The following is a 5,446-nucleotide window of genomic DNA, read 5'->3' on the forward strand; positions in this document are numbered from 1 at the left end:
GCGCCTGCTCCTTGAGAACTCAACAGCGTGCCGATTGTCAGTGCCAAATATGTTTTATCCCTCGTTCATGGTCTGTCTGGTTGTGTCCCTGCTGGATGTGGGGGTGTGGCTGGTCGGGTTGTGAGGGATTCCTTTGGACTCAAGTACAGCATCGCGGTTTCGCGGTGTTGATGTTGGGGTCTTTCCCGGTTTTTCCGGGTTCTTCATTCATTGATGGAGAGTTTGATCCTGGCTCAGGACGAACGCTGGCGGCGTGCTTAACACATGCAAGTCGAGCGGGGAGCTTCGGCTTCTAGCGGCGAACGGGTGAGTAACACGTGGGCAACCTGCCCCGATCTCTGGAATAACCTCGGGAAACCGGGGCTAATGCCGGATATGACATTGCCGGGCATCTGGTGGTGTGGAAAGATTTATCGGATCGGGATGGGCCCGCGGCCTATCAGCTTGTTGGTGGGGTGATGGCCTACCAAGGCGACGACGGGTAGCCGGCCTGAGAGGGCGACCGGCCACACTGGGACTGAGACACGGCCCAGACTCCTACGGGAGGCAGCAGTGGGGAATATTGCGCAATGGGCGAAAGCCTGACGCAGCGACGCCGCGTGGGGGATGACGGCCTTCGGGTTGTAAACCTCTTTCAGCAGGGACGAAGCGTGAGTGACGGTACCTGCAGAAGAAGCACCGGCCAACTACGTGCCAGCAGCCGCGGTAATACGTAGGGTGCAAGCGTTGTCCGGAATTATTGGGCGTAAAGAGCTCGTAGGCGGCCTGTCGCGTCGGCTGTGAAAACCCGGGGCTCAACCCCGGGCCTGCAGTCGATACGGGCAGGCTAGAGTCCGGCAGGGGAGACTGGAATTCCTGGTGTAGCGGTGAAATGCGCAGATATCAGGAGGAACACCGGTGGCGAAGGCGGGTCTCTGGGCCGGAACTGACGCTAAGGAGCGAAAGCGTGGGGAGCGAACAGGATTAGATACCCTGGTAGTCCACGCCGTAAACGTTGGGCGCTAGGTGTGGGGGACCTTCCACGGCCTCCGTGCCGCAGCTAACGCATTAAGCGCCCCGCCTGGGGAGTACGGCCGCAAGGCTAAAACTCAAAGGAATTGACGGGGGCCCGCACAAGCGGCGGAGCATGTGGCTTAATTCGATGCAACGCGAAGAACCTTACCAGGGTTTGACATGCAGGGAAATCCTCCAGAGATGGGGGGTCCGTAAGGGTCCTGCACAGGTGGTGCATGGCTGTCGTCAGCTCGTGTCGTGAGATGTTGGGTTAAGTCCCGCAACGAGCGCAACCCTCGTCCTATGTTGCCAGCGAGTCGTGTCGGGGACTCATAGGAGACTGCCGGGGTCAACTCGGAGGAAGGTGGGGATGACGTCAAGTCATCATGCCCCTTACGTCCTGGGCTGCACACATGCTACAATGGCCGGTACAAAGGGCTGCGATGCCGTGAGGTGGAGCGAATCCCAAAAAGCCGGTCTCAGTTCGGATCGGGGTCTGCAACTCGACCCCGTGAAGTCGGAGTCGCTAGTAATCGCAGATCAGCAATGCTGCGGTGAATACGTTCCCGGGCCTTGTACACACCGCCCGTCACGTCACGAAAGTCGGTAACACCCGAAGCCGGTGGCCTAACCCTTGTGGGGGGAGCCGTCGAAGGTGGGACCGGCGATTGGGACGAAGTCGTAACAAGGTAGCCGTACCGGAAGGTGCGGCTGGATCACCTCCTTTCTAAGGAGCGTCTGGCTGGTCTGTCCTGTTGGGGGTGGGCTGGTCCAGGGCCAGGGCTGGATGTGCATGCCGGTCTGGTTGCTCATGGGTGGAACGCTGACGATGTGATGCTGCTGGCTGCGGCCGGGTGTCTAGTACTCCCACTGTGTGGGGTGGAACGGGCCTGGGTGTGGTGGGTGGTGTTCGTGGCACGCTGTTGGGTCCTGAGGGAGTCAGGTGGACTTCCTTGATCGTTGCCTCTGCTGTCTGTTCTGCTGGTTCGGGTCCTCCTGGTGGGGGTCGGGGCTGGTGGGGTGGGTGGTGGGGGTGGTGGTGCGGGCCAGTTGTGGTGGGATACCTGTCTTCCGGTGTGGGGGTGGGTCCTGCTGGTTCGGCTGGTGGCCGTCCGTACGTTGAGAACTGCACAGTGGACGCGAGCATCTTTGTGGCCAAGTTATTAAGGGCGCACGGTGGATGCCTTGGCACCAGGAGCCGATGAAGGACGTGGGAGGCTGCGATATGCCTCGGGGAGCTGTCAACCGAGCTGTGATCCGAGGATTTCCGAATGGGGAAACCCGGCAGGGCTTTAAATCCTGTCACCCATGCCTGAACACATAGGGCATGTGGAGGGAACGCGGGGAAGTGAAACATCTCATTACCCGCAGGAAGAGAAAACAACAGTGATTCCGCGAGTAGTGGTGAGCGAAAGCGGATGAGGCTAAACCAGTGTCGTGTGATAGCCGGCAGGTGTTGCGATGTTGGGGTTGTGGGAGCGTTCGGATGGTGCTGCCGCACTGTCGAGGAGTCAGAAAAGGTTCTGTTAGGCGAAGGTCATGCGAATGGACCGCCATAGAGGGTAACAGCCCTGTAGCCGAAAACAGTGTCTCTCCTGAATGTTTTCCCAAGTAGCACGGAGCCCGTGAAATTCCGTGTGAATCTGGCGGGACCACCCGCTAAGCCTAAATACTTCCTGGTGACCGATAGCGGACTAGTACCGTGAGGGAAAGGTGAAAAGTACCCCGGGAGGGGAGTGAAATAGTACCTGAAACCGTGTGCCTACAATCCGTGGGAGCTGGACTTTGGTCTGGTGACCGCGTGCCTTTTGAAGAATGAGCCTGCGAGTTTGCGATGTGTGGCGAGGTTAACCCGTGTGGGGTAGCCGTAGCGAAAGCGAGTCCGAAGAGGGCGTTTGAGTCGCATGTCCAAGACCCGAAGCCGAGTGATCTACCCATGGCCAGGTTGAAGCGCGGGTAAGACCGTGTGGAGGACCGAACCCACCAGGGTTGAAAACCTGGGGGATGAGCTGTGGGTAGGGGTGAAAGGCCAATCAAACTCGGTGATAGCTGGTTCTCCCCGAAATGCATTTAGGTGCAGCGTCGCATGTTTCTTGCCGGAGGTAGAGCACTGGATGGCCTAGGGGGCCCACAAGCTTACTGAAGTCAGCCAAACTCCGAATGCCGGTAAGTGAAGTGCGGCAGTGAGACTGCGGGGGATAAGCTTCGTAGTCGAGAGGGAAACAGCCCAGATCGCCAGCTAAGGCCCCTAAGCGTGCGCTAAGTGGAAAAGGATGTGGAGTCGCATAGACAACCAGGAGGTTGGCTTAGAAGCAGCCACCCTTGAAAGAGTGCGTAATAGCTCACTGGTCAAGTGATTCCGCGCCGATAATGTAGCGGGGCTCAAGCGCACCGCCGAAGCTGCGGCATGCACATGTTACCCGGCACTTTGGTGTCCAGGTGTGTGCGTGGGTAGGGGAGCGTCGTGTGGCGTGTGAAGCGGCGGGGTGACCCAGCCGTGGATGCCATACGAGTGAGAATGCAGGCATGAGTAGCGAATGACGGGTGAGAATCCCGTCCGCCGGATGACCAAGGGTTCCTGGGGCAGGCTTTTCCGCCCAGGGTGAGTCGGGACCTAAGGCGAGGCCGACAGGCGTAGTCGATGGACAACGGGTTGATATTCCCGTACCGGCGCTGACGCGCCAATGCTGAATCTGGTTGTGCTAACCGGTTCGATCGTGTGTGTCCTTTCGGGGATGTGCAGGTGAGGTCGGGATCCTGGCTGGTAGTAGGCAAGCGATGGGGTGACGCAGGAGGGTAGTCCAGCCCAGGCGGTGGTTGTCCTGGGGCAAGGGTGTAGGACGGGGCGTAGGTAAATCCGCGTTCTGTGTGTCTGAGACCTGATGCCGAGCCGATTGTGGCGAAGTGGATGATCCCATGCTGCCGAGAAAAGCCTCTAGCGAGTGTCAGGGCCGCCCGTACCCTAAACCGACACAGGTGGTCAGGTAGAGAATACCAAGGCGTGCGAGTGAACTGTGGTTAAGGAACTCGGCAAAATGCCCCCGTAACTTCGGGAGAAGGGGGGCCGCTTTCCGTGTAGGGACTTGCTTCCGTAGCGGGGAGTGGCCGCAGAGACCAGGGGAAAGCGACTGTTTACTAAAAACATAGCTCCGTGCTAAGTCGTAAGACGATGTATACGGAGTGACGCCTGCCCGGTGCTGGAACGTTAAGGGGACGGGTTAGCTCTTCGGGGCGAGGCTCAGAACTTAAGCGCCAGTAAACGGCGGTGGTAACTATAACCATCCTAAGGTAGCGAAATTCCTTGTCGGGTAAGTTCCGACCTGCACGAATGGCGTAACGACTTTCCCACTGTCTCAACCACAGACTCGGCGAAATTGCACTACGAGTAAAGATGCTCGTTACGCGCGGCAGGACGGAAAGACCCCGGGACCTTTACTATAGCTTGATATTGGTGTTCGGTTCGGCTTGTGTAGGATAGGTGGGAGACTGTGAAGCTGGGACGCCAGTTCTGGTGGAGTCATTGTTGAAATACCACTCTGGTCGTACTGGATGTCTAACCTGGGTCCGTGATCCGGATCAGGGACAGTGTCTGGTGGGTAGTTTAACTGGGGCGGTTGCCTCCTAAAGGGTAACGGAGGCGCCCAAAGGTTCCCTCAGCCTGGTTGGCAATCAGGTGTCGAGTGCAAGTGCACAAGGGAGCTTGACTGTGAGACAGACATGTCGAGCAGGTGCGAAAGCAGGGACTAGTGATCCGGCGGTGGCTTGTGGAAGCGCCGTCGCTCAACGGATAAAAGGTACCCCGGGGATAACAGGCTGATCTTGCCCAAGAGTCCATATCGACGGCAAGGTTTGGCACCTCGATGTCGGCTCGTCGCATCCTGGGGCTGGAGTAGGTCCCAAGGGTTGGGCTGTTCGCCCATTAAAGCGGTACGCGAGCTGGGTTTAGAACGTCGTGAGACAGTTCGGTCCCTATCCGCCGCGCGCGCAGGAGACTTGAGAAGGGCTGTCCCTAGTACGAGAGGACCGGGACGGACGAACCTCTGGTGTGCCAGTTGTTCTGCCAAGGGCATGGCTGGTTGGCTACGTTCGGAAGGGATAACCGCTGAAAGCATCTAAGCGGGAAGCCTGCTTCGAGATGAGGTCTCCCACAGGGTAGCCTGGTAAGGCCCCCGACTAGATGATCGGGTTGATAGGCCGGAGGTGGAAGTGCGGTGACGCATGGAGCTGACCGGTACTAATAGGCCGAGGGCTTGTCTTCGAAGGTGCTACGCGTCCACTGTGCGGTTCTGACTGTGCGGCCGGCTTGCTGCTGGTGGTATGGTTGTAGATGTTTCGGTGGTTTTGGCGAAGGGGAAACGCCCGGTCTCATTCCGAACCCGGAAGCTAAGCTCTTCAGCGCCGATGGTACTGCATGGGGGACCGTGTGGGAGAGTAGGACGCCGCCGGACTTACA

The 5,446-nt window shown here is 58.6% G+C and carries 3 rRNA genes; all 3 read left to right on the forward strand.

The features are described from left to right. The first annotated feature begins 210 nt into the window (after nucleotides 1–210). Nucleotides 211–1,720: ribosomal RNA gene (locus tag AC6EXY_RS32960) — 16S ribosomal RNA — on the forward strand. Between the two features lie 426 nt (nucleotides 1,721–2,146). Further along, nucleotides 2,147–5,251: ribosomal RNA gene (locus AC6EXY_RS32965) — 23S ribosomal RNA — on the forward strand. Nucleotides 5,252–5,324: 73 nt separating this feature from the next. Continuing rightward, nucleotides 5,325–5,441 (forward strand): 5S ribosomal RNA (gene rrf, locus AC6EXY_RS32970). Together the 16S, 23S and 5S rRNA genes form the textbook arrangement of a ribosomal RNA operon. Nucleotides 5,442–5,446 lie beyond the last annotated feature (5 nt).

The sequence above is a fragment of the Frankia sp. RB5 genome, from assembly GCF_059816245.1.